At 62.3% G+C, this 21,181-nt stretch carries 22 protein-coding genes and 1 pseudogene; 12 read left to right on the forward strand and 11 right to left on the reverse strand.

Translation table 11 applies throughout. The features are described 5' to 3' along the window. Nucleotides 1–29: 29 nt before the first annotated feature. The 6 genes from MANAM107_RS12680 to MANAM107_RS12705 form a co-directional block, all read right to left on the reverse strand. Nucleotides 30–2,978: a DEAD/DEAH box helicase gene (locus MANAM107_RS12680; RefSeq protein ID WP_223909370.1), complete on the reverse strand. Its 2,949-nt coding sequence runs from the start codon at nucleotides 2,976–2,978 to the stop codon at nucleotides 30–32. Between the two features lie 9 nt (nucleotides 2,979–2,987). Further along, a complete protein-coding gene (locus MANAM107_RS12685) occupies nucleotides 2,988–3,983 on the reverse strand; it encodes a diacylglycerol/lipid kinase family protein (RefSeq protein ID WP_223909372.1) in 996 nt (331 codons plus the stop codon). 42 nt (nucleotides 3,984–4,025) lie between these two features. Continuing rightward, a complete protein-coding gene (gene tatC / locus MANAM107_RS12690; RefSeq protein WP_223909374.1) occupies nucleotides 4,026–4,877 on the reverse strand; it encodes a twin-arginine translocase subunit TatC in 852 nt (283 codons plus the stop codon). 126 nt (nucleotides 4,878–5,003) lie between these two features. Next, nucleotides 5,004–5,264: a Sec-independent protein translocase subunit TatA gene (gene tatA, locus MANAM107_RS12695; RefSeq protein WP_223909376.1), complete on the reverse strand. Its 261-nt coding sequence runs from the start codon at nucleotides 5,262–5,264 to the stop codon at nucleotides 5,004–5,006. A gap of 119 nt (nucleotides 5,265–5,383) precedes the next feature. Continuing rightward, entirely contained in the window at nucleotides 5,384–6,454 is a 1,071-nt protein-coding gene (locus MANAM107_RS12700; protein WP_223909380.1) for a helix-turn-helix transcriptional regulator, read from the reverse strand. Between the two features lies 1 nt (nucleotide 6,455). Further along, the gene (locus tag MANAM107_RS12705) at nucleotides 6,456–7,496 is read right to left on the reverse strand and encodes a helix-turn-helix transcriptional regulator (protein ID WP_223909391.1); all 1,041 of its coding nucleotides are present in this window, start codon (nucleotides 7,494–7,496) and stop codon (nucleotides 6,456–6,458) included. Between the two features lie 186 nt (nucleotides 7,497–7,682). On the opposite strand from MANAM107_RS12705, the pseudogene MANAM107_RS12710 reads away from it, so the two are divergent. Further along, nucleotides 7,683–8,951 (forward strand): annotated as a pseudogene (locus tag MANAM107_RS12710) (IS256 family transposase). Nucleotides 8,952–8,981: 30 nt separating this feature from the next. Here the strand turns inward: MANAM107_RS12710 and MANAM107_RS12715 are convergent. After that, a complete protein-coding gene (locus MANAM107_RS12715) occupies nucleotides 8,982–9,293 on the reverse strand; it encodes a hypothetical protein (RefSeq protein ID WP_223909394.1) in 312 nt (103 codons plus the stop codon). Between the two features lie 26 nt (nucleotides 9,294–9,319). Continuing rightward, nucleotides 9,320–9,631: a phosphoenolpyruvate carboxylase gene (locus tag MANAM107_RS12720; protein ID WP_223909397.1), complete on the reverse strand. Its 312-nt coding sequence runs from the start codon at nucleotides 9,629–9,631 to the stop codon at nucleotides 9,320–9,322. Nucleotides 9,632–9,817: 186 nt separating this feature from the next. On the opposite strand from MANAM107_RS12720, the gene MANAM107_RS12725 reads away from it, so the two are divergent. The 4 genes from MANAM107_RS12725 to MANAM107_RS12740 all read left to right on the forward strand — a co-directional run bounded on the left by MANAM107_RS12725 (nucleotide 9,818) and on the right by MANAM107_RS12740 (nucleotide 14,666). Further along, complete coding sequence (locus MANAM107_RS12725) at nucleotides 9,818–10,639, forward strand: hypothetical protein (RefSeq protein WP_223909398.1); 822 nt, start codon at nucleotides 9,818–9,820, stop codon at nucleotides 10,637–10,639. Between the two features lie 398 nt (nucleotides 10,640–11,037). Next, on the forward strand, nucleotides 11,038–11,514 hold the full coding sequence (locus MANAM107_RS12730; protein WP_223909400.1) for a hypothetical protein: 477 nt from the start codon (nucleotides 11,038–11,040) through the stop codon (nucleotides 11,512–11,514). Nucleotides 11,515–11,547: 33 nt separating this feature from the next. Then, nucleotides 11,548–13,236 (forward strand): hypothetical protein, encoded by a 1,689-nt coding sequence (locus MANAM107_RS12735; protein ID WP_223909401.1) that lies wholly within the window; start codon nucleotides 11,548–11,550, stop codon nucleotides 13,234–13,236. A gap of 290 nt (nucleotides 13,237–13,526) precedes the next feature. Then, a complete protein-coding gene (locus MANAM107_RS12740) occupies nucleotides 13,527–14,666 on the forward strand; it encodes a hypothetical protein (protein WP_373314056.1) in 1,140 nt (379 codons plus the stop codon). Nucleotides 14,667–14,765: 99 nt separating this feature from the next. On the opposite strand, the gene MANAM107_RS13320 is transcribed toward MANAM107_RS12740, so the two are convergent. Beyond that, nucleotides 14,766–15,143, reverse strand: a complete 378-nt coding sequence (locus MANAM107_RS13320; protein WP_373314057.1) for a DUF6907 domain-containing protein — start codon at nucleotides 15,141–15,143, stop codon at nucleotides 14,766–14,768. A gap of 180 nt (nucleotides 15,144–15,323) precedes the next feature. On the opposite strand from MANAM107_RS13320, the gene MANAM107_RS12745 reads away from it, so the two are divergent. The 3 genes from MANAM107_RS12745 (at nucleotide 15,324) to MANAM107_RS12755 (ending at nucleotide 17,092) form a co-directional block, all read left to right on the forward strand. Next, nucleotides 15,324–15,725, forward strand: a complete 402-nt coding sequence (locus MANAM107_RS12745) for a hypothetical protein (protein ID WP_223909404.1) — start codon at nucleotides 15,324–15,326, stop codon at nucleotides 15,723–15,725. Between the two features lie 149 nt (nucleotides 15,726–15,874). Continuing rightward, nucleotides 15,875–16,108 (forward strand): helix-turn-helix domain-containing protein, encoded by a 234-nt coding sequence (locus tag MANAM107_RS12750; RefSeq protein WP_223909405.1) that lies wholly within the window; start codon nucleotides 15,875–15,877, stop codon nucleotides 16,106–16,108. A gap of 831 nt (nucleotides 16,109–16,939) precedes the next feature. Next, the gene (locus MANAM107_RS12755; protein ID WP_223909407.1) at nucleotides 16,940–17,092 is read left to right on the forward strand and encodes a hypothetical protein; all 153 of its coding nucleotides are present in this window, start codon (nucleotides 16,940–16,942) and stop codon (nucleotides 17,090–17,092) included. Between the two features lie 51 nt (nucleotides 17,093–17,143). Here the strand turns inward: MANAM107_RS12755 and MANAM107_RS12760 are convergent, their stop codons facing one another. Next, entirely contained in the window at nucleotides 17,144–17,626 is a 483-nt protein-coding gene (locus MANAM107_RS12760) for a GNAT family N-acetyltransferase (RefSeq protein WP_263421905.1), read from the reverse strand. A gap of 168 nt (nucleotides 17,627–17,794) precedes the next feature. Continuing rightward, nucleotides 17,795–18,541: an NPCBM/NEW2 domain-containing protein gene (locus tag MANAM107_RS12765; RefSeq protein WP_223909419.1), complete on the reverse strand. Its 747-nt coding sequence runs from the start codon at nucleotides 18,539–18,541 to the stop codon at nucleotides 17,795–17,797. Nucleotides 18,542–19,184: 643 nt separating this feature from the next. Here MANAM107_RS12765 and MANAM107_RS13325 point away from each other — a divergent pair. The 4 genes from MANAM107_RS13325 to MANAM107_RS12785 all read left to right on the forward strand — a co-directional run bounded on the left by MANAM107_RS13325 (nucleotide 19,185) and on the right by MANAM107_RS12785 (nucleotide 20,999). Further along, nucleotides 19,185–19,385 carry an antitoxin VbhA family protein gene (locus MANAM107_RS13325; RefSeq protein ID WP_223909422.1) on the forward strand — a complete coding sequence of 67 codons (201 nt, stop codon included), beginning with the start codon at nucleotides 19,185–19,187 and terminating at the stop codon, nucleotides 19,383–19,385. A 16-nt stretch (nucleotides 19,386–19,401) separates the two neighbouring features. Continuing rightward, a complete protein-coding gene (locus tag MANAM107_RS12775; protein ID WP_223909425.1) occupies nucleotides 19,402–19,593 on the forward strand; it encodes a hypothetical protein in 192 nt (63 codons plus the stop codon). A 39-nt stretch (nucleotides 19,594–19,632) separates the two neighbouring features. Further along, nucleotides 19,633–19,890 (forward strand): Fic family protein, encoded by a 258-nt coding sequence (locus tag MANAM107_RS12780; RefSeq protein WP_263421906.1) that lies wholly within the window; start codon nucleotides 19,633–19,635, stop codon nucleotides 19,888–19,890. A gap of 137 nt (nucleotides 19,891–20,027) precedes the next feature. Further along, nucleotides 20,028–20,999 (forward strand): IS481 family transposase, encoded by a 972-nt coding sequence (locus MANAM107_RS12785; RefSeq protein WP_223909428.1) that lies wholly within the window; start codon nucleotides 20,028–20,030, stop codon nucleotides 20,997–20,999. The last annotated feature ends 182 nt before the right edge of the window (nucleotides 21,000–21,181 follow it).

A 21,181-nucleotide genomic window follows, 5' to 3' on the forward strand; every position in this document is an offset into this window, starting at 1 on the left:
AGCGATGGCGCGTCCGATACCGCCGGCGCTCACAGCCCCGACCATGCCACCACTCCTCGGTCCAGGTCCTGGCAGGCCTCGGCGGCCCGCAGCGACAGGGCCGCGGTGTCCCGCTCGGCCCGCGCATCGGCGCCCCGGGCGGGGGTCAGGGTGGCGAGCTGGCCGACGACGTCGAGCAGCTGGCGGCACCAGCGCACGAAGTCCCCGGCGCTCAGCTCGGTGGCCTGGAGGACCTCGGCCAGGTCCGCGCCCTGGCACCAGGCCCGCACCGCCCCGGCCAGGGCCGGCTCAGCCCCCGGGGAGGTCTCCAGGCGGGCCAGTGCCTCCAGCTCATTGATGCGCCGGGCCACCGCCAGGGTCTGGCGCAGGCTGGTGCCCAGGCGTGAGCCGGGCGCCACCGGCAGCCCCAGGGACTGGCTGGTCAGGCGCGGCTCGTAGACGCAGGCACTCAGGGCCCCGGCCAGCTCGCCGGCATCCAGGTCCCGCCACACCCCGGTGCGCAGGCACTCGGCGATGAGCAGGTCCCGCTCGGCGTAGATGCGGGCCAGGATGCGGCCGGCGGCGGTGACCCGCAGCTCGCCCTCGGGCCTGCGGGGGTCGACCGCCTCAAGGTAGCCCAGCTCCAGGAGGACCTGGCATACGGCGTCGAAGAGCCGCGCAATAGTACCGGTGCGGGCCTCCACGCGCCGCTGGAGCCGCTCGGAGGCGGCCAGTGCCCGCGACCACCTGCGTCCCAGCCGGGCATGCTCCTCGCGCTGCGGGCAGCCATGGCAGGGGTGGGCGCGCATGGCCGCGCGCAGCTGCTCGAGGTGCTCGATGGCGGCGCGCTCGGCCCGGGCGCGCTCGGCCTTGGCGCGACCACGGCGGCCATCGTCCAGGTCGCCGGAGCGCAGGGCCTCCACCAGGCGCCCCACGAGGCGGTCGCGCTCCCGGGGCCGGTGGATATCCAGGCTCGGGGCCACGCGCAGGTGCCCCACCCGGGTGACCCCATCGGGTGAGGTGTCCGGAGTCAGGGCTACCACCCGCCCATCCTCCCCCAGCACGGTCAGGGTGGGCGTGCCGGTGCGGTCGGCGGCCGCCTCCAGGACCACCGCGTGCCGCAGGCGCCGGCCCCTGCGGTGGATGACGACGTCGCCGCGCTCCAGGCCGCTCATCACCCGTCCCGCCTCCCGGCGTCGTGAGGCCGACCTCGCCCGCGACACGTCCGCCTCGACCTCCCCGATCTCCTGGCGCAGGGCCGCGTACTCGCGGAAGTCGCCCAGGTCGCAGGCCATCGCCTTCTCCAGGGAGGCCAGGCCGCGGCGCTTGCGCCGCGCCTGGGCCGCCAGCTCCACCACGCCCCGGTCGGCCTGGAACTGGGCGAAGGAGGACTCCAGGACTTCGCGGGCACGTGCCCGCGAGGTGCGCGACAGGAGGTTGACCGCCATGTTGTAGGTGGGGCGGAAGGCCGAGACCAACGGGTAGGTGCGCCGCGAGGCCAGGGCCGAGACGGTCGAGGGCTCGACGTCGTCGGCGGCCAGGACCACGGCGTGCCCCTCGACGTCGATGCCGCGCCGTCCCGCCCGGCCCGTCAGCTGGGTGTACTCCCCCGGGCTGAGGGCCACGTGCGCCGAGCCGTTCCACTTGCGCAGCGATTCCAGGACCACCGTGCGCGCCGGCATGTTGATGCCCAGGGCCAGGGTCTCGGTGGCGTAGACGACCTTGATGAGGCCGGCACTGAAGAGCTCCTCCACCGTCTCCTTGAACACCGGCAGCAGCCCGGCATGGTGGGCTGCCACCCCCCGCTCCAGGGCGTGCGCCCAGGAGTGGAAGCCCAGGACCCCCAGGTCCCCCCGGGGGATATCGGCCGTGCGCTGCTCGATGATGGCGCGGATCGCGGCCGCCTGGGCCGGCGTGGTCAGATCCACCCCCGCGGCGACCGCCTGGGCCACGGCCTGCTCGCAGCCGGCCCGGGAGAAGACGAAGATGATGGCCGGAAGCAGTCCGGCCCCCTCCAGGGCGGAGATGACCGTGGGCCGCGAGGGCGGCTTCAACCGGGCGGTGCGCGCACCGCCCTCGCCTCGGCGGGGGACCCGCCCCGCCCGGCCCCGGCGCCGCCAGTGCGGGGAGCCCCCGTGGCCCTGGTAGGAGGAGGTCTGCGAGGCGGCGGCCCGACGGGCCGTCCGGATCGCCTGGACCAGGCGGGGGTTGATCGGCGGCTGGGTGGAGCCCTCCGGGGCCGGCGCCCCGCCGCCTCCCTCCCCGGCATCGTCATGGTCCCGGGTGCTGGGCGCCTCCTCCTGGGCGGGGCGGGGGTCGGGCAGGGAGTAGAGGGGCAGCAGGCGCCTGCCCACCATCATGTGCTGGGTCAGGGGCACGGGCCGGTGCTCGGAGACCACGACGGTGGTGGCACCCCGCACCTGTCCCAGCCAGTCGCCGAACTCCTCGGCGTTGGAGACCGTGGCCGACAGGGAGACCACCCGCACCTGCGGCGCCAGGTGGATGATGACCTCCTCCCACACCGGGCCGCGGAAGCGGTCGGCCAGGTAGTGGACCTCGTCCATGACCACGTAGCCCAGGTCCTCCAGGTCCCGTGAGCCGGAGTAGAGCATGTTGCGCAGCACCTCGGTGGTCATCACCACCACCTCGGCGTGGGGGTTGACCGAGGCGTCACCGGTGAGCAGGCCCACCCGCTCCTGCCCGTGGCGGGCCGCCAGGTCGAGGTACTTCTGGTTGGACAGGGCCTTGATGGGGGTGGTGTAGAAGGTCTTCAGGCCCCGGGCCAGTCCCAGGTGGACGGCGAACTCCCCCACCACGGTCTTGCCGGCCCCGGTGGGTGCGGCCACCAGCACGTTCTCCCCCCGCTCCAGGGCGGCGCAGCCCTGAGACTGGAAGTCGTCCAGCGGGAAGTCGTAGCCCTCGGCGAAGCGGGCGAGCTCGCCGCGGCTGGCCGCCTGACGACGACGGGCCTCGGCATAGCGCTGGGCGGGTGAGCTCATGGGCACACCCTACGTTCCCGCACCCGCGCCGAGCCCGGAGCCGGGCGCCGGCAGCAGGAGGCGCACCGCCTGCGCAACCGCGCTCAGGCGCAGCGGGAGGGGCGCCAGCGGCTCGCCGTCGGCGTAGGGGTGGGGCGGGGGCCGCAGCCCATGATCCTGACCGGTGCGCTCATCGAGGGCCTCGATGGTCACGCTCGCGGTGCGCTCAAGGTGGATATGGGGCGAGTCCAGGTGGGTGCCCGCCAGGAGCCGGCGCAGCAGCCCCAGGAGCCGGAACCGGCCCACAGGCTCCAGGCGCAGCACCTCCAGCATCCCGTCGCAGGGGTCGGCGTGGGGCGCCAGGTCCATCCCGCCCCCGAAGTAGCGGGTGTTGGCCACGGCCGCCAGCAGGGCGGGCCCCTCCCAGGTGCCCGAGTCGGTGGTGATCCGGTAGCCGTAGGGGGCCAGGGTGGACAGCTCGGCCAGGACAGCGCGCAGGTAGCGCCCCTCCCCCGCGGGCCAGGTCATGAGGTTGGCCCGGGCGTTGACGGCGGCGTCGAATCCGGCCGAGACCACCGCCAGGGACCACTGGTGCCCGCCGGCCACCACGGTGCCGTCGGGGCGGGTGGCGCGGATGGCGTCCACGGCAAGGACCCGTCCGGTGCTGGTGCGCCCGCTCAGGGCGGCGTCGATGATCCGGGTTCCCTCCGCCACATCCCGGCTGGGCAGGCCGAAGTGGCGGGCGATATCGTTGCCAGTTCCCGTGGCCACGATCCCCAGGGGAACCTCGGTGCCCGCCACCACCTCCAGGCCGAGGTGGACCATGCCATCGCCTCCCACGACCACCAGGGCATCGGCCTCCTGGGCCACGAGGGCCGAGCCCGCACTGCGCGCCTGCTCATAGGAGCCGGTGCGCACGTGGAGGACCTCATGGCCGGCGCGCATGAGCCGCAGGCGGGCATCGTCGTCGGCCTGGGCGTGACGGCCCCGTCCTGAGGAGGGATTGGACAGCAGGGCAATGCGCATTGTTGGAGGTGGGGTGGCTGAGGCTCGGTGGTGGCAGACCGCTCAATCCGCGGGGAGCTGCTTGCCGGAGGGCGTGGCCAGTGCGGCATCGAGCTCGGCATCCAGGGCGGCCCGCTTCCTGGCCACCCGCTTGTCGTGGCGGATGGCGATGTAGCAGGCCAGGAAGTACAGGCCGGTGATGGGGATGGCCATGAAGATCATGGACCAGGGGTCGGGCAGGGGGTTGGCCACCGCCATGAAGGCGAAGATGATGACCACGGCCCATCGCCAGCCCTTGAGCAGGGTGGCGCCCTTGACCAGGCCCAGGTGGTTGAGGGCCACCATGACCTCGGGCAGCAGGAAGGCCAGGCCGAAGACCAGGATGATCCTCATGACGAAGGACAGGTAGGGGCTGGCGTCGATGAAGCCTGAGGTGGCAGCCCCCTGGGGGATGAAGCCGGTGAGGATCGTCACCGCATGCGGCAGGATGAAGATGCCCAGGGCCACGCCGCTCAGGAACAGCAGCAGGCCCACCAGGCCGTAGGCCCAGGTGTAGCGCTTCTCCCTGGCCGTCATGCCCGGGCCCACATAGGCCCAGAACTGGTACATCCACAGCGGCGAGGACAGCAGGACGCCCAGCCACAGGGAGATGCGGATCTTCAGGTCGAAGGAGCCCAGCACCGTGTTGAAGTTCAGGGTCAGCTTGGCGCCGTTGTCGATGGCCTCGGTGATGGGGTAGGTGACCAGGGCGAAGGCCCAGTCGTAGATGAGGTAGCCCACCACTGATCCCACGATCACGCCCACGGCGGAGATGATGACGCGATTGCGCAGCTCGCGCAGGTGGTCCCCGATGGACATCCTCGCCTCGGGGTTGTCCTTACGGCGGGCCGTGGAGATCTTGGGGAGCTTGGGCACCGCGCTTCTCCTTCGTGGCGTTGATGGGTGCAGGGTTCGGGGGCCGGCGCAGACCGGGCGGCCGCGCCGCCCCCGTGGGGGTGGCCCTCCGCGTCCCGCGCCCCGGGTGGGGCCGCGGGGCGGGGCTCACTGCTGGGAGGGGTGCTCCGAGCCGCTGGGGGCCGCCTGGCCCTGCTGGGTGGGCTGGGTGTAGTAGGTGCCCTCCTGAGGCTGCTGGATCTGGGCGGGAGGCTGGTCGTCGTCCTCGCGCAGCTCCTTGACCTCCTTCTTGAAGACCTTCATCGACTGGCCCAGGCTCTTGGCGATGTCGGGGAGCCGGCCTGCTCCGAAGACCAGGACCACGACGACGATGAGCACGATCCAGTGCCAGGGCTTGAAAGCTCCCATGGTGAATTCCTACTTCCGGTGGGTGCACAATGAGTGAACACGATGAGTCTAGCGCTCCGCGCGACATGCCCCGACCCGCCCCTGCGGGTATCCGCCCCGGGCGGAGGAGGCGCGCAGTATCATACCCCGCCCGCATGCGGCGCCGGTCCGGCCCTCCCGCCGGCGTCGGGGCCGTAGGCGGCCAGGGCGCGGCGCGCCGCCCCGCCCACCCGCTGCGCCAGTGCTGCCGGCTCGACGGCGATGAGGTGGCTGCCGGCCGAGAGCGCCAGCGAGACCAGCCAGTCCTCGTCGCGTCCCTGGATCGTGGCCCGCAGGCACCCGTCGTCCCGCTCCTCCACGCTCAGGCAGGGGACCTGCTCGACCAGCCACCGGCCCGAGGGCCGCAGCGTCAGGGCGGCCGTGGGCCCCGCCGCAGGGGAGGCGAGCCCCTGGCCTCGGCGGTGCTTGGGAGCGCGGCGCGCCCGCGCCCGGGTGGGCAGCACGGTGGCCGCCAGCACGCGATCGAGGCGGAAGGTGCGCTGCGCGCCCGCGCTCAGGCACCAGCCGAGCAGCCACAGGTGCGCGCCGTCGCTGCGCAGCTCCATGGGATCGACCTGGCGCTGGGAGGCGGTGTCGGTGGCTGAGACGTAGGTGATCTCGAGCCGACGGCGCTCGCGCAGCGCCTGGCGCACACTGGCCAGTATCTCGGCCAGGTGGCGGGAGCCCGTCCTGACCTGCTCCTGCTCCCCCGTATCCTCCAAGGTGTGGGAGCGCCCGGCGGCCGGCGCGGCGCAGGGGTCGAGCGGCTCATCGGGGCCATGGGACAGCAGGCCGGTGAGCGCCGCCTCGGCCCCGCCCAGGGCGCGCAGGGAGTCCTCGTCGCCGGCCAGCACGGAGCGCAGGACGCGCAGGGCCATGACCAGGGACAGCGCCTCCTGGCGGGACAGGCGCACGGGCCGGTCCAGGCCCAGGGGCTCGGACAGGCTCAGGCGGCCCGCCTCGAAGTCGGCGGCGTCGAAGTCGACGAGCTCACCGGGCAGACCGCCGGGCAGCCCCGAGACCCACAGGGTGTTGACGTCCGCCTCGATCTGCCCGGGGGTGACGCCGAAGTGGGCGGCGGCGCGCTCAATGCTGGTCCCGGGGTGCTCGGCCACCCAGGCGGGCAGGGCCAGCAGGCGGGCCAGGTGCTCGGAGGTGGGGCGGCGCGGCATCTCAGGCCCCCCTGCTTCCGTCAGCCCCGCGGGTCTCCTCACTCAGGCCTCCCAGTGCCGCTGCCGCCCGCAGATGGCTGACGACGCTGCGGCGCAGCTGTGCGGGGGCCAGGACCAGGACCGCGTCACCCATGGAGGCCAGCGTCCCGGCGAAGGAGAAGCGGTCCTCATAGTCCACCGCGTAGAGGTCGCGCCCCTCCAGGGCGCCCTCGGGCAGGGGCGGAGCATCGTCGTCGGCCGGCGCGGCACCGGCCTCGACCTCCTCGCCCATGAGCCTGAGGCTCAGGGCCCGGCCGGAGCGGATCGCCAGGAGGGCGCGCTGGGGCGCCCGCACGGCGCGAGGCCGCCGGATGAAGGCGCCGGGAGGGTCCTGGACCGTGAGCCCGCTGAGGCGGGCCAGGTTGAAGGTGCGCTCCTGGCCCGCCTCCACGGCGTCGAGGTACCAGGCGCCCTGGCTCATGCGCAGGTGGTGGGGCTCGACGGTGCGCCCGCCGCTGGTGCCCGAGTGCGCCGAGAGGTAGTCGAAGGAGATGAGGCGGCGCTCATCGACGGCGGCGATGAGCACCTCGGGGATCTGCTCGCCGGACAGGTCCGCGGACAGCTCCCCCGCCCCCAGCGGCGCCGACGCATCGGCGAGGTCCTGCGCCTCTGCGGGGGCTCGCGGCTCCTCGGCCACGGCCCGCAGCTTGATGAGGGCCCTCCTGGCGGTGGCCGGCAGGCTGCCATGGCGCCAGGCCGAGGCGGCCAGGTCCAGGGCGGCGGCCTGGGAGGCGTCCAGGCGCAGCTCGGGAAGGACGTAGTCCTCCTCACTGATGCGGTAGCGGGGCTCATCGGCCCCGCCCCGGGTGCTCAGTGCGATGCCCAGCTCGCGCAGCGTCTCCTTGTCCCGCTCGAACTTGCGGCGGGCCGACTCCGCGTTGTCCGCCGCATATCCGGGCACGGCCTCGAGCACCTCCTCGGCGCTCATCCCCCGACGGGTGCTGCGCAGCGTCAGCAGGAGGTTGACCAGGCGCTCCTCGGCGCTGCGGGACTGCTCGCTCACGGCCCCCAGCGTAGGTGATGGCGCCCCGATGCCCCGTCAGGCCCCGACTGCTCCGGCGTCGTGCCACTGCGGGGTGCGTCTCGTAGTGTGGTGGCAATTCCTGCGGGGCTTGGCCAGCCGGGGGTGCTGGGGTGGGCATCGTGGGACCCAGATTCTCGACCAAGATTCACCAGGAGTGTTCCCACGATGCCCACGCACAAGTCTGCCGTGTCTGCCCTGATCGGGGAAGTGCTGTCCGACCCTGACCTGGCCCATGACGATGTCTTCCGCCGGATGCTGCAAGCCGGTCTGCAAGACCTGATCGATGCCGAGGCGGCCGCGGTCATCGGCGCCGGCCGCTATGAGCGCACCGAGCAGCGCACCAACAGGCGCAACGGCAAGCGAGCCAAGACACTGGCCACCACTGCCGGAGAGGTCGAGCTGGCCATCCCCAAGCTGCGCTCCGGGTCGTTCTTCCCCAGCCTGCTCAACCCGCGCAGGAGGGTCGATAAGGCCCTGTACGCCGTGATCTGCTCGGCCTGGATCGAGGGGGTCTCCACACGCAAGGTCGATGAACTGGTCAAGGCCCTGGGGTGCGAGTCAGGCATCTCGCGCTCGAGCGTCTCGCGCATCTGCAAGGACATCGACCAGGGCGTGGGCCAGTTCCTGACCCGGCCCCTGGACCACTCCTGGTTCCCCTACCTGTTCGTGGACGCGACCTACCTCGATGTGCGCATGGGCCACCGCGTGGTCTGCCAGGCCCTGGTAGTAGCCACCGGAGTATCAGCCCTGGGCCGGCGCGAGATCCTGGGCATGGCCATCGGGGACGCCGAGACCACCGACTTTTGGACCGAGTTCCTGCGCTCCCTGCGCCAGCGGGGATTGAGGGTCGCCAGCACCGCTGATCCCCTGGGCGTGGCGCTGGTCACCAGTGACGCCCACGCGGGCCTGAAGGCCGCGATCAAGGCGATCCTGCCCGGGGCGGCCTGGCAGCGCTGCCGGGTCCACTTCGCCCGCAACGTCACCCAGCACCTGGGCTCGGCCCACTCCAAGCCTGTCAATGCGCTGATCTCCACCATCTTCGCCCAGACCAGCCCCCAGGCCGTGGCCGCCCAGTACAAGCAGGTCATCGACTCCCTGCAGTCCTGGCTGCCCGCCATCGCCCAGATGCTGATTGACGCCGAGCCCGACCTGACCGCCTTCACCGCGATGCCCCGCGAGCACTGGTAAAAGATCTGGTCCAACAACCCCATCGAGCGCCTCAACCGCGAGATCAAGCGCCGCGCCGACGTCGTCCAGGTCTTCCCCGACCGCGAGTCCGTCACCCGCCTGATCGGCGCCGTCCTCCAAGAGCAGCACGAGGAATGGCAGTACAGCGAACGCCGCTACCTATCCCAGACCTCACTCCAGCAACTCACCCACACCCTGACCCACACCACCCCCGACAACCACCCCCTGATAACCCTCACCACCTAACCCAAAAAACACCACACCAAGAGACTTGACCTACGGCTGGCGCTGGTCATCCCGGCACGCGTGCGCGACGGCCAGCATGAGCCTGGCGGCGTGGAGGGCAGCCGCATCTTGCTCTCGCTTGGCGGCCACCATGCGGCGCTGCAGAGCTCGGTGCTCTGAGGCAGCATTGCGTTGCAGACAGACAGGTGTCGGCTGTGACAGCGGGGCCGAATCGAGCCTCTTGGCAACCTGACGGCGCTGTTCCTGACGGCTGGCCTGTGCGCGCCGCCGACTGGCTCGAGTGGCCAGGTGGAGCGCCAGCAGGACCAGGACGCCCAGCAGGATGGCGGTGGTGGTGCTCATGTCGAATGCTCCTCCCGGCGCCACGCTCAGAACCGGGCGACAGCGCGAGCCGCGCCCAGGCCGTAGGCCTGCAGAATCGCCTCGTAGTACGGCGCCCCAGCCGGCGCCGCCTGGTAGCACTGCTCGGCCAACCCCACCAAGGCGCTGGCGTTGCTCAGGGCGCCCGCCGCCAGTACGGCACGAGCCTGGTCGGTGGCGTGCGCCACCTCAGCCCGAGCCAAGACAGCGTCGGTCTCTCGCCTGACACCCCGCGCCACAGCCCGCGATGAGGGCTGCCCAAACGGCATGACGCCGGTGGCGTAGGCCTCTGGAACCTGAGGGATGATCTCGTTTGACATGACATTGACTCCTTCCGGCGCAGATCGAACCGACCAGCCGAGACCACTGCCACCAGCGCAGATGTGCGCGGTGTGCCTCGGCCACGAGACCAGAGTGGCCTCACGCATCTAGGAGACCTCGGCAGGGTGGGTGGAGTCGTGACACAGAAGTGACATCGTGTAGATCCAACGAGGTACCCTGCGCCTGTGTCCGACGACGCGCATGACTCGGCAGATCAATCGCGACCAGCGCTGGTCGAGCAGGTCCTCAGTGAACTGCTAGCGGCCCGCAAGCGCCCAACGGGTCTCTCTCCCACTGGCATGACCGCCATGCCTACGGTCGTTGCCCTCCTGGGCGGAGGCGATCCATCAGTGGCCTTCACTCAACTACAGGACCGCGTTCTCCAGGTCATTGATCAAGACGACGATGTCTTGCCGATCCAGGCCGCCGCCTACTCGCTGGGATTCGCTTCCGCCCGATCCACTCACTTGGCAAGGCTCAACGACTTCGGTGCCGACTACGGCTTCGAAGCCCGGCAAGCTCGCCGCCACTCAGACACCGGCCTTCAGCGCATCGCTCACCTGATCTGCACCACCTGGACGGTGCAACTCACACCGGCATGCCATGTTTGGCTGGCCGGCCAGCCAAACGGAGCCCTCGAACTCCAGATCTCCACGGCCTGGCCCTGGTTTATCGATATGAAGCCTATGGGTCTTGACACTTTAGATAGTGACAGTCGATGGATTCCATGGCAATCGGCTCTGCGCTTCACAGCACCACTCGATCCCACCGCAGCCCCGGAGACTCTCTGGCTCCGCTGTCACCTGGAGCAGCCACTTCACCTCCGCCCCGTACTGCCGGTCCGCCTCCGATGGCCTGGCGAAGTCTGGCCACAGTTCACGACCACCACCGCCGATCTGCCGCCTGGGGTGTCACTGAGCATCACCACCTTGGGCAACACGTGGATCCTGTCCAGCAGTGCTTCGGGCCTGGTCAGCTTGGAGGAAGGAGATGAGCTCCACCCGTGATGCAGACCATATCATCTGATGAACTCAGTCTTCACCCTGTCGCTCAGGCAATACCTCTGGTATCGTGTATGGTCTTCATTCGTACCGACCGAGCCCGTCCCGCGGTGCTTCGGGACGCTCCACCAGGGGCGCGCCAGCACCACTCGCTCGGAGCGTCGCCGCACCGCGAGCCCCATCTCGCTCTACACTGACCCCAGACAGTCGCCAACGACGAGCGACACCTTGAAGACAGAAACGATGCATGTAACCAGGAGCTACCGAGTGGATGCTCGGCGAACCGAACGACAGCGGAAATGGTCGTTCGGCAATGCATCGTCTGCTTATCTTTCTGAAGCACCGGAAGTACTCTGCACCATTTGCATTGACGCAATTCAAGAAGTCTGCTATAACAGAAATATATGGCGGAACGTTTGGGAAACATTTCTGGCGATAATGAGCGGGCATCGAATATGCCGTGCCCTGAGTGTGGTGCATTGCCTGCAGAACAGATCTCGAAGACTCTCAGTGATGAAGAATTACGACGAGTAGCGCAATGCGTCCTCGGCATTTTGCGGGCAGAAGAATCCAGCCACAAAGCAGCCGATAGATCAACAACAGTCGAACAAGACACAGTCAGTGATGATGGAAGTGATGGAGCGATGAGCGTAGCAGCCAAACTAGACACCACGCTCGCCAACGGAGTTAAAGAGCGTGAAGCGAACAACCAATCAGAGAGTGAAGGCGAAGATCTTGAAGAAATTATTCCCGGATGGGTGGGCGCAAGAATTGTTACAGTAGTGGAGCCTATAAAGCCAGCTTTTCTTCGCAAAGCACGGATTGACGCAAGAGAACGGTACGAGGAAACCGGTCACGTTATTCGCATTGTAACTAACTAATTCACCGCACAACTCAATCAAGGTGGGAATTTAATGCCGTTTATTACACCTCCATCTCTTCGTAGTGTACAAGAGGAGATTGATTTTTATCTAACGCTACTGTGGCTTCGCGATAAATGGATCGCACGAAAGGTCAAATATCTTGAGTATTTGAGTAAATCTGTTATTAAAAATACCATTTTATACGACATTGATTTTCAACAGCTACGTACAGTAGGGGGGCAACGATTAGGTTCTAAAAACCCCATTCGAATCCTCCTTCCACTTGATTTACTCGACGATCGGCCATATATGACCGAAGGTTTCGAATCTCCTTGGGGAAGTGAAGCATGTTTGGCAACTCGCCATGAAAAAGCATATTTTCAAACGCTTATTTTTATATACGTTGCTAATATTGATAATGATTTATTATCAAAGTTAAACCAGGATATGATCAATAAGCTATTCAATAAATTTATGGCATCTCCTACGGACAAATCATTATTTGACGAAGAATTTCTCGATGGCCTCCATGTAGACAACAATCGTGATTCCATATATAACGCTCTCCATTGGTTTCGGAGTAAATCGTTTGTTCTAGTTAATATCCCAAACGATCCCACTGTTCGCAGAGGAACTATTCGACTTTCTTTCATCACGGGCGAAGAAAAAACAGAACATAACATGCCGGTTGATGCTCACTCAAATGAATCTCCGAAATTCATAGATAGAATTCTCGCCAAACTCGACGAATTAGGGTTGAGATCATCGTCGATTTTACTACTTAATGCTAACGGCGATGAAGACCTATGGCTTCATTTAAGGGTTCTGGCGCCAGAAGGAATGCGCGTTGACGACGTTAAACTTGGGTCGGTAGATAATCGACGTACGTTAAGTCTGGATCACTCCATTTCTCATGGAACATCATCGATAGCCTCTTCCGTATTACTGAGATCAAACGGCAGAGTCGTTTCTGCGTCTGTACCGCCAGCAACAGACGAAAACACCCATCTAAATCTCAGAATTATAATGAATCCGAAAAGAGAAATATTGGCGTTTCCTGCCCTAGTCGCATCAATAATTTCATATTTTATTGTTCAAGTTCTGGCTTATTATATATTATGTCAAGGAAATTCTTCAGATAGTTTATTCACTTCCACACAAGGAATGGCTCCTTTGGCGGCACTTATTCCAGCATTTAGTGGAGCCAGAATTATTGCGTCGAAGGAGCACGAGGCGGTTAGCTTTGCCCTAGGATTAAGGCGAGCTCTTCTCGGAATTGGAGCTGTACTATCTGTTATGCTTTCAACAGTTCTGGCTTTTGGCACGGCCGACAAAACAGTTGATTGGCGTTTGCAGTTGTTTCTGTATATTTGTCTTCTTAGCCAACTTTTACTTACATTTTTCTTTCTATTTGATATATTAAGAATTGAGTTTTGGCGAAGAGGTTTGAGGGTGAATTACAACTATGTTGTCCTAGCTCTAGCATGCTTTCTTTTCGAGGTCTGGTCAACGATTGCATATAAAAATTCTAATTTATTCCGCTTAGCATTTGAGGGTGAGGATTTCAAGTGGAACCTTATAGTAATAATTTCATCGTCGGTGATATGGTTGATTTTGACAATCCACCTGATACTATCACTTGTCATCGCAAAGCGATCATTGAGGCCATTGTATGTGAAATGCGTTAAGACTCGTTTTTTAAAGCTTATGGTTAACGTAAAACAAAAGGTTTGTTCGTGATCGTAGGACACCCTCTGTCCTTCAGTACGGTTGCAAGGATTCATACCCCGATCTGTGGGTTACCGGAAGTGTGGTTTTGTTTAATTCTTGCCATAATATTCAAATTCTGGCGAGAAACTACTGCCAGCACAATATTCTTTAAAGTGGAATTTCTTAGGGGATAATAGATAATCACTGATCGAGCGATACGAAACCGGAGCGCACTCGCTATTCATTCTCATTTTTACGCAACGCATAGCCAGCCTACTACCTACACGCCCTCATTACTATTATGCTATAATATAGACATAATGACCGAAAGAAAGACAAATACTCTACGCCGTCTCCGCCGCCTCAAAGCGGCCCTAGTAGCCGTGTCTCTGACATTGTCTGGAATCCTCCTCATGATGCTGAACGGTTGGATGGCGAACCTGGATCTGGGTTCGTGGTCGTGGCTGCACGCACTGCCACTGGGCGAACTGGGCGGAACGCTGTTCGGTGCCGGGCTGTTGGGTACGCTGTTCGAATACACCTTTCGCCGTGACCAAGAAGAGTCGACGGTGGAGCGGTTCCGCGAGATCATCCGTGAGCAGGCGCCGGCCATGCGGGATGCAGTGGTGGAGGGCTTCGCCATCCATCCGGAGGATCTGAAGCGCGTGGCCAACCTGGAGCTGCTGGATGACATCGCCAGCAACGTCATGTCGCTGCGGTTGGGTGACGAGCAGTTCGCTCGGGAGATCTATACCGATATTCGCGACCAGGCCATCCGCGCGGCCGAACGGTGGTACGACGTGGAGGTGCGCGTTCGGCTCTCTAACATGTTAGAGAGTAGTACCAAAGGTACTACTCTGTTCGACGTTACTGTGGAGTGGGAGTACACCACGGTCCCGAGTGGGTCGGTGCGCCGCTTCGCGTGCGTGTCGGACCGAGAGGAATACAAGGAGCTGCTCCTGGATGTGCCAGCCACGTCTCCGTGGCTCATGCAGAACCGTCCAGGCGTCGATGCCGCCAGCCGCCAGTCCTACGAACTCCTGGAGCTCACCGTCGACGGCCGGCCACAGACCATCCGCCGCAGCACCCGCAAGACCGGCCAGACCTACAGCGTCCACCTGGATGCCGCAGCATGCAGCGGGGAGGCGGTGCGGATCCGGCAGGTGTTCCGTGTGGTCACACCAACCTGGGGACATCGTCTGTACTTCGAGTTGCCACAGCCATGCCGCGGGCTATCCCTAGACATCGACTACACCAACACCGACATCGCCCACCTGACGGTCAGTGACACAGTGGCCACGAGCAGGACCGCTCAGATCACCAGGTCACCCGCCAATGTTGCCAGTCGAGTGGTCTCTGTTGATCTGCCGGGCTGGCTCTTGCCGAAGAGCGGCTTCTCCGCCAACTGGACCCTGGAAGCAGAACTGCCCCACGATGCGGAGCATCACGAGGCAGCCTGATGAGTTGGTCGGCACGTAGCCCTGTTCTCATGCCTCAGTCGCCGCCGCCCATCATGATGCTCACCTCCCCGCACTCGTCCGGCCTGTCAGCGGTTGATGCTACTCATACGTCTGCAAATCAGCAAGTCGAGGGCCTGTCGGGCGGAAGCTCGTCGTACTGTCCAGTAGGGCTGTGATGGCATGGGCCAGTCGTCGGGCAGTCTCTGGGCTGAGATCCAGGCCGCTGCACCCATCGCCAACGTAGACCCACTCCTCGCTGTCAGTCTCGTAGCGGTAGCGCACTACACTGAGCTCTGCGGCCACCGCCTGACGGATCGGGCGGCCAGTTCCATCTCCGTGACGCTCCAGCACAACGCCTGGGATCAGGCATGGCGCTGCTTCATGGACCGCGTCGGCAGGGTAGTCAGTATTGTCATGGGGTAGCACGCACCATGCAGGGCAGGCTCCTGCGCCTTCGGGTGTATACCTCTCGCTCATCCCAGCACCTCCACTCTCCCCGGTAGCTCCGCCTACGCCACCGACTCAACCGCACTGCGGCAGCAAAAACCAGCGGACCGCGACAGCCGAGGGAGAACGCCGGCCTCGAACCCCTACGGGACCGTCTGGATACAAGGAAGTTTCATTGAGCTGAACAGCATTATATGATTAAATAGATATATGACGAACGAAGATATATCCAAGCAGATTCAACAACTGAATGAGACCGTCACCGCAATGGCGGGGACTATGCAGGATAAATTCCAGCAGATCGACAAACGCTTTGAGCAGATCGATCGACGGTTCGAGAGTATAGATGAACAACTAGCAGACATCCGCCAGGACAACAAGAACCTGACAGATATCGTCAAGGATCTGGAACTGCGCATGGAGGCTCGTTTCGTCGAGTTGCATGAGGGGCAGGCCGAACTGCGCTCCAGCATCAGCGATCTTCGTTACCAGCTCTTCCACGAGGAGGGCGCTCGTGAGATAGTGGATGAGTCAATCTACCAAGATCTGGACAAGCGTCTCCGCCTGGTCGAGGCCAAGTTCCCAGAGCTGGCACAGCAACCTGCCGCGTAGCAAACCGGGTTGTCCTAGCTGTCGACCCCATGTGGACGCTGTTGGATCGCGCCCTGCCTACATCCTGCATGAGGTCAACACTCGCTTCAACGCTGCTGCTACTCATCAGTCTGTAGACCATGAAGTAGCGGTCGGTGAGGCTACAGGGCGTGGCCTTGGGAGATCTGCAGCGGACGGTGGGCGCCAACCTGCGTGCTTACCGCAAGGAGCGCGGTCTGAGCCAGGAGGCGTTCGCCGAGGTCATCGGCGTACACCGCACCTACATGGGCGGCGTGGAACGCGGTGAGCGCAACCTGACGCTCAAGAGCGTGGAGAAGATCGCCGAGCAGCTGGGCATCGAGGCATTGGAGTTGCTACTGCCAGGGGACTCAAAAAACAACTGAGAGTGCCTTCGAAAAAACCCTAGCCGCTATGTCTAGCGAGCAGATTCTTGTTCTTTGACTTGCAGCTGGAAGATCTGTTGAGAGAGCGAGTCCATTGCGTCTTGCGTAGTTCGCATGTACGACAAATGCTCAACGACCATCAGACCTAGAACGATAGTGACTCCTGCCAGCCACGCAAATAATACCAAATTCACTTTATTGAGACGATACTTTTTCATACCACCATTATGGTATCAAATTGTGGCGCATCAAGCAATATTAAGGAAAATGATGCCCTAACTTGCTATCCGATCCAGAAGGTTTGACCGGTCGCAGTAGGGTAAATGACCCCACTCACGGACCGATAGCCAACAGGTCTCCAGCCAAACCATCCGTTTCGCTGATCACAACGGACTTGCATGGTGATCGTGTTGTTCGCATGCAAGCGAACACGCGGATACACGATGTCATCTCCGTTATCCCATCCCCTCGACGTATCTCCAGTCTGCAAGGAGTGGTATAAAATACCTCTCGCCTTTGTTCCTGCTGGACATACCGATCCGCCCACGACAACGTATACATGACCAGTCCTGCTCGCAGCCTGTGCATTAGGGGACAGGACTAAACCGGTAATGCCAAGGAACAATCCAACGACCAATCCCAAGGCAGCCAAGTGGCGTGAGTGATGAGAGGTAGCGTGAAACATCGTGAGTCCCCTAACGCTTGAGGTGATACCCGTACGACACAGTATACCGTAAATGATACTGATTCTCTACGTCACCAAACTATTGTTACCTTAATGTCACAAACAGCCCTGTTCTCGACAGCCCTCTTCAGTTATTATATAGACATATGAATAATGAAGATATTATGAAGTTATGCCGACTATTCCGCGACGATCTCGATGCCATGGAGAGTCGGATGAACGCGCGGTTCGACCGTGTGGAACAGCAGGTCGATGATCTCAAGGGCCACATCGACCGCCTCTATGAGTACGGTGCGTGACGTGCCCAGCGCCAACCTATCCGGGGAAAGTCCGGAGAACTGCGGACGCCTTCACCTCACCAAGCCGTAGACGCAGACGTCATGCTGCTGGCCGCCATGCCGGTAGCGGCCGACCAGGGTGCCCTCGTGAGTGAAACCCAGCCGAGAGAACAGCGCCCGCGAGGCGCTGTTGCCGGCCAGGATCCAGGCTTCCAACCGCAGTAAGCCCAGCTCATCGTGCGCCCAAGCCATCAGTTCGGAGACCGCCTGGCGACCGTAGCCCTTGCCACGATCCTGCGGCGACCAGAGGCAGACACCAACCTGAGCGTGCCGGTTGCGCCAGTCGATGGCGTGCAGCGAGCACTCCCCCACCAGGCGACCATCTGCCTCGATGACGAAGGTGTACTCCGTGGCCGGCGTTGGGCCCGACATGGCAGCGATCTTGCGCTCCAACTCGGCTGTGGCACGCGGCCGCCAGTACGGTGGGCCGTGCTGGGCCAGCTCGTGCCAATCCGCGCAAGCCTTGACTACAGCAGGGACGTCCGCAGGAGTCATGGAACGGATCCGAGTGTGAGCCATGGCGAGACCTGCCTTCCTGCCCGGGTGAGGTGCCGGCGAGGATGCGACGCTTGAGAGGCAGGATGGATGATACTTATAGATGTGCAGGACTGCAAGCACCTATTTTATGTACTTAATTCTGGCGGTCAGTGCGCAAAGATAGCACTAATCCTTATGAAGGATAGGGTCACCAATGACGACTTCAAACGCCTTGACATCGTACTCATTATAGTTGATATCAGTACCAGCCAACTCAATTCGAATCCGCAGCACGTTCTCAACTGGAATTTCTATCTCTTGAGACTCCCCGTTTCCGCCCGTAAGAGTATACGAGTCACCATACTTTTCGTCGTCGAGATACACAGTGAGTACTGCGGGCTGATCAGAATCTTTAGCACGTTGATAGATCCCTACCGTTGCTGTGAGTCTTTTGTAGTTCTTTCCAAGATCATACTCGACAGAATCAGGGCTATCTCGACATTTGCTAACGTAGCATCTAGCATAGATAGAGTTGTTAAATTGCTTGCCGTCTAGACTGTATGACTTATCGAACTCCCAGGGGATTTGGCTAACTTTGTCAACAGGAGTGAGTTTGCTGAGAAATACTGTCTTCGAAGACGAAGAAGAAGGCGGCGTAATTGAGGGATGGAGAGACGTGGCTGTCGGCGTCGGATTTTTTGCACCGTCATCATTAGAAGTGCCACCCTCACTATTTACGGGATCGATAACATGACCGTCTGGTGATTCCGTAGACGAAGAAGCCGTCACCCTCTCCTTAATCCACACCCCCACCGTGGGATCTCCGGTCCAGTCAATCACTTTAAGGAATAATCCCCCTAACGCAGTCCCTGTCGCCGCAACCACAACAGCTACAGCGAAAGTTTTCCATCTCCCTCGCTTAATCTTCATCATTCAGAATCAACCTCCTAGGGGATTGTATTTGGGCATGATTTATGTTATTATACTTCTTAATCGATGTTGCGATCGGTGTGTTCTTTAGGAATCGAAGGATACGCCGATCATCGCATCCGTGGCGGTCTTAAACTTCTTCTGGGAAGGAATCGCCATGTGCAAGCACGATCAGAAAAGATCAGGGATTCGATGGATTCGATATTTTGCCCTAGGGTGCATGGGCGCGAGCATAACATGCCTCGCAAAGGCAGGATGGAGTATCTACAATAAAGATCTCTCCTCGCTTATCACAAGCCTCGCCCTGGGCTGTATCATAGGCCTCATCTCTTCTTTCTTGACGTACGTTTTTCAAGATTGAAAGAGCCCCTAGATCGTGCCCCGGAACATGTGTGTCCGGGGCATATCACTGTTGTTTGTAATGCTCAGTAAATATAGACCACCCTTAGGGTTAGGTTAATATCAGCGTTGGCCACTGATAGATTTTCAAGAAGATTCGATCCGAAATTATACTATATCAATCTTACTCTGTCAAACGGGGCGCTACTGCCGCGTGCGCGGTTCAGCCTCTCAGAAAGGGGAAGTAACGTCCAGTTTTAGTTTTTATTGGCATACACTCGCAATCTTGCTATAATTATAGGCAGCTATGACAACAGCTGAACTAAACCATCGCAAGCGAATCGTTCGAGCAGTCATCGGTTCGCAGGAGCTCGAGGGCGCACCGGTCAGTACACAGACGAAGCGCGTCCTGGACGCATTTGCCCGCGGTGAGGCAACCGGGCAAGATCTACGGGTCGCCATCCAACAGCCCCATATCACCGACACATCAGCGAAGCCACATCAATAGGATTCGGCTATAGTCTATGATTTTGACTACCGACCCGTATCTTGATCCTGCTACTGGCGTGATGTGCAACCAGCTTGGCATCACCGATGCCACCATACTCGCCCAGATGGAAGAACTGACTGTCAGCGTTGCAGCGGCTGAGATTCTCAACTCCTTCCAACCCGCTCGCTGGGATGCCGCACTCCTGCAGCACTTACACCGCGAGTAGTTCGGCCAACTCTATACTTGGGCTGGTCAGTACCACATCGTGGAGATCAGCAAGGGCACTTCACGCTTCGCTATAGCTCAGTACATCTCATCGCAGGTAGAAGCTGTCTTCGCCGACCTGGAACGGGAGCGTCAGGGCTGGAACCCCGGCGACCCTGCTGTGCTCGACCGCTTGGCGCACTACTACTCCGAGCTCAACGCCATCCATCCTTTCCGCGAGGGCAACGGCCGCACCATCCGCTTGCTGCTCAGTTTGTTATCCAACCGTTACGGCTGTGGCTCGATTGGAGCGCCATAACCGCCGAAGAGAACACCCGAGCGAGTACACTAGCTGTTCTTCCCATGGAGGTTGTGTGCGGCGTGGTGTGAGAGGGTAGGCGAGGACCTCCGGTATCGATGTGGGTTACCACGCTCACTCGATCCACGGAGGTCCTCGTGTCATATGTTACTCATGCTCGTGCTGCTCTGAGTGTTCAAGGGCGGCTCAAGATCGCCAGGCTGGTTATCGACCAGGGGTGGGCCCAGGCCCGTGTCGCCCAGCGGTTCGATGTCAGTCGGGGCACGGTGTCCAAATGGGTGGCCCGCTACCGCACCGGTGGCCGCGCGGCGATGCAGGACCGCTCCAGCCGCCCGATCAGCTCACCGCGGCGCACTGCCCGGCGCACCGAGAGGCGCATCATCGCCCTGCGCACTACTCGCCGCTGGGGCGCCCACCGGATCGCCTACCACCTCCATCTTCCCCAGTCCACGGTCTCCAAAGTGCTGCACCGCTACCGGGCACCACTGCTGGGACACATCGACAAGACCACCGGTGCGCGCCTGCGCAGGCCCCGGCCCGTGCGCTACGAGCGCCGCGCCCCGGGCGAACTGGTGCACGTCGATGTCAAGAAGCTCGGCCGGATCCCCGATGGCGGCGGCTGGCGCACCCTGGAACGCTCCGCAGGCGCCCACCGCTCATCGATGGGGTACTCATACCTGCATTCAGCCATCGATGACTACTCCCGCCTGGTCTACTCCGAGATCCTGGACGATGAGCGCCAGGACACCGCTGCCGGGTTCTGGCACCGGGCCCGGGCGTTCTACGCCTCCTTGGGGATCACCGTGCAACGAGTGATGACCGACAACGGCTCGTGCTACCGCTCCAAGGCTTTCAACACCGCTTTGGGCAGCAGCGTCAAGCACCAGTACACCCGCCCCTACCGGCCCCAGACCAACGGGAAGATCGAGAGGTTCCACCGCACCCTGGTCGAAGAATGGGCCTACGCCCGCCACTACGACTCCGACCAGGAACGCGCCCAGGCCTACCCCCACTGGCTCCACCACTACAATCACCACCGACCCCACACCAGCATCGGAGGCAAACCACCCATCGACCGCGCCCACAACCTCCATGGGAAGAACAACTAGCCTTCCATGGGGACGAGAGTGAGCTGCGGACGCTGCTGCGGAAGGTGGCGACTCGTTCTTGAAATGATCAAGATACCAATGGTGTTGAGTAATGATCCTCTAATGTCGACCTAGTAATTGTAAGATGCTGCATAATCGAATATTTTCTTAGTAACATCTGTTTGTAATGCCCACCATTCTAT

Origin of the sequence: Actinomyces capricornis, from assembly GCF_019974135.1 — a bacterium.
Lineage (GTDB): Bacteria > Actinomycetota > Actinomycetes > Actinomycetales > Actinomycetaceae > Actinomyces > Actinomyces capricornis.